Origin of the sequence: Streptomyces sp. NPDC086519, assembly GCF_040686075.1 — a bacterium.
Taxonomy (GTDB): domain Bacteria; phylum Actinomycetota; class Actinomycetes; order Streptomycetales; family Streptomycetaceae; genus Streptomyces; species Streptomyces shenzhenensis.
The window spans coordinates 1-3,149 of the sequence record NZ_JBFBJL010000153.1 but is presented as its reverse complement, the minus strand read 5'-3'; the positions used below and the strand labels follow the sequence as shown (position 1 = coordinate 3,149).

The following is a 3,149-nucleotide window of genomic DNA, read 5'->3' as shown; positions in this document are numbered from 1 at the left end:
TCGGCGACCACTTCGATTGCGGGTGCGCCCCCGGCCGCCGAGACATGAACAGACGATCACCGGGCGCAGCGCCCCTGACGTGACGAGGCCGCCGGCAAAGGGGCGCCGGGGGGCGCCTCCCACCCCGGCGGGGTGGTGATCTCGAGGCAACCCCCGCGCCTGTGCGCCAGGGACTTTTCAGGGACTTTCAGCTCTGCCTGAGGGACTTCCGAGGGACTTTCCGCCGCGTAACGCGGCAAGGCCCCGAAAGGCCGGAAAGGGCCTCCGACGCAGGTCAGAGGCCCTTTCCCAGGCAAAGCCGCAGGTGGCGGTAGACGAGTCGGGCTGTACGCCGGGGAGAGTCATCGCAGGGCTATGACCTGTGCAAACGTGCAGGGAGAGCGTTTGTGTGGCTACCTTGATGGCTACGTAAGACGACATTCCACCCTAGAGCAGTCTGGATGGGTCTTCGTCACCACTGGGGTCGGACGGTCTGCTCGCTGCGCTCGAAGACGTCCCAGGCCGTCTCCATTCAGCTGCCTTCGCATACTGCAGGCGAACCCGACGGTGGCCGCGTAGACCACGAGCCCATCGACGGCTGGATCGTGCGGCACCCGCAGGTGGTCGGCAGGCGGGCGCGATCCTATCCCGACTCGCCGTCCGTGCCCCTGGGCCGCATGGGCCGGCTGGAGGAAGTCGCCGACCTGGCGCTCTTCCTCGCCACCGGCCAGTCCAGTTTCATCACCGGCACGAGATCTTCGGGAAGGAGCCGGTCACGGCGCCGGACGGAACGACTGCTGCCGCTGCGTGTGCCCCTCGGCCCTCACCCGGAGCCTCGTCTGCGACGTCTGCCCGGCGGTCTTCGGACATGTGGCCCGTGCCAGTCCAGGCACAGGACGGTGGCGTCGTCCTGGGGGCGGCCGTCCCAGGCGTCGGTGACCGCGGTGGCCAGAGTACGCACGACCTCGCGCGGGTGCTCGGTGGCGGTGTCACGGAGAAGGCCGGGGAGGTCGACCTTTTTCGCCTCGCGTTCCTGCATGCCGTCGGTGTGCAGCACGAGGCGGTCACCGGGGCGCAGGTCGAGATCCTGCACCCGGTACGGTCCCAGGTGCGTGGCGACGCCGAACGGCAGGTTCACGGCCAGACGCAGTTCGTCGACCGTGCCGTCCCGCAGCCGCAGGGGCCAGGGATGACCGGCGTTGACGAGCTGGGCGCTGGTGCCGTCCAGGGCGATGCGCAGCAACTGGCCGGTGGCGAAGGTCTGTCGGCCGTGGTCGAGGAGGGCCTCGTGGGTCTGGCGGGCCTGCTCGGCGAGGTCGCATCCGGCGCGGCGGGCACCGCGGGAGGCGTTGACCAGGAGGGTGGCCATGAGTGCGGCGCTGACGTCGTGGCCCATGGCGTCGGTGACGGACAGGTGCAGGGTGTCGTGGTCGAGAGCGTAGTCGTAAGTGTCACCGGCGATGTCGGCGGCCGGGACCAGGGCGCCGGCGAGCGCGAACTCCGGGGCCTCGCAGGAAGGGGCGGAGGGCAGGAGCTGGCGCTGGATCTCCGCGGCCAGACTGACCGAGGTCGTGCGGTTGCCCCAGTGGTAGAGGTCGGTGAAGCGGCGGTCGGTGACGACGATGTACGCCAGCGCGTGCGCGGCCTCTTCGACCTGCTCCAGCACCTCCTGGTCGACCTCGGAGAGGAACAGCTCCAGGACACCGAGAGCGTCGCCGCGGTTGGTGACGGGGGTGAGCACCCTGTACCCGCGCTCGCTCTCCGGCACCAGCACCGTCTTCTGGGCGCGCAGGACCTCGTCGTAGACGCTGTCGTCGAAGGGGATCTCTTCAGCGCGACGGTCCTGTGGTGTAGCCGCCTCCTCGCTCACCCGCAACAGTCGTCGGCCGACGACGTCGACGAACAGGAACGACACGTAACGTGCACCGAACCGCTCGCGCAGATTGCGGGCCACGACATCGAGAGAGCGCACCGGCGCGGCATCCTTCGCCGCTGCCAGCACCTCAGCCAGTGCGATCCGATCGCGTGACACATCGGCCTCCTTTCGGTTGAGAACTCGTTTCCCGCTGGCGCGTCGGGCACAGCCCCGCTGTGACACATGCCTCAACACGTGCGGGCCAGGACAAGGAGGGGCCCGGGATCCGGTTGCGGGCTGATGCGGAGCGGGAGTGTGCCGGCGGACGAGCGGGGCGGGCGCCCCGTACGCGGCTTCGCCCAGCCCGCGACGCCGGGGCGGTCAGGGCCGACCGACCGCGTGGGTGTGCCGGCCGGGACAACCGCTGGTGGACCGTGTTCGCGTCAGGGTGCGGCAGGGTCAGGAAGGCCGGTCCGCCGGTGCACGACGGTCCGGTCCGCCGCGACTTCACCCCAGGTGGGCCGAACCGTCTGTGGCTCGCCGACGCCACGGCCACCCACCGCAAGGCACGGCCGTGCGGACTTCCGTCCCCTTCGTCTTCGGCACCGGCGTTCTCGCCACCGCAGGCGATCTCGTCGTGGGAACGGTCAGCGGCTGAGGTGGCGGCTCTGCGCAGGGCCGGGCCATGGCTGCCCAGGCCCTGGGGGCCGCCCGGCGTGAGCCGGTGTGTGCAGGGTAGGAAGGATGCGTCGCACTGACGTGGCCGGCCGGTCGGCAGTCGGGCGGAGCGGGAAGGCAGGGGTGGAGCATGACATCCGAGCGGGCCGCCGGGAGCGTGGTGGACGCGGTCGTCGTGTACGACGGGCGTCTGCTGCTGGTGAACGCCGAAGGCGGCTGGGAACTGCCGTCAGGCGCTCCCGAACCAGCCGAGTCGGTGGCGGCCACCGCGGCGCGCCTGGTGTACGAGCTCACCGGTTACCTCGTCGACGGCTCGACGTCGCTACGGCCGGCGGATGCCGATCCGGCCGGTGCCCGCTCGTTCGTGGTGTGCCAGCTGTTGTCCGAAACCCCGTCCGCGGGGGCGCGGCTCGCCCCGGAGCAGCTCCGCTGGTCCCCGTTCGCGGAAGCCGTCGACGCCGGGCTTCCGGAACCCGTACGGGTCTATCTGGAGGGCCACACACCCGTGTAGGAGTGCTGCGGGGCTCGGCCGTCCGGTGCGAGGGGGCCGCCGCCTCGCAGGTCGGCGGCCCCCCCCCCCCCCCGCCCGCGGGGCGGGGCCCGGCCGCGGCGGGGGGGGACGCACGCGCAGGGGCGC

2 protein-coding genes and 1 pseudogene are annotated in these 3,149 nt (G+C 71.5%); 2 read left to right on the top strand and 1 reads right to left on the bottom strand.

Annotation, left to right across the window (positions count from 1 at the left end):
* Positions 1-641 precede the first annotated feature (641 nt).
* Positions 642-731, top strand: a pseudogene (locus AB0P24_RS47695) (SDR family oxidoreductase); the annotation flags it as partial.
* 71 nt (positions 732-802) lie between these two features.
* On the opposite strand, the gene AB0P24_RS47690 reads toward AB0P24_RS47695, so the two are convergent.
* On the bottom strand, positions 803-2,011 hold the full coding sequence (locus AB0P24_RS47690; RefSeq protein WP_365805731.1) for a PP2C family protein-serine/threonine phosphatase: 1,209 nt from the start codon (positions 2,009-2,011) through the stop codon (positions 803-805).
* 631 nt (positions 2,012-2,642) lie between these two features.
* On the opposite strand from AB0P24_RS47690, the gene AB0P24_RS47685 reads away from it, so the two are divergent.
* Positions 2,643-3,023: an NUDIX domain-containing protein gene (locus tag AB0P24_RS47685; protein ID WP_365805729.1), complete on the top strand. Its 381-nt coding sequence runs from the start codon at positions 2,643-2,645 to the stop codon at positions 3,021-3,023.
* Positions 3,024-3,149 lie beyond the last annotated feature (126 nt).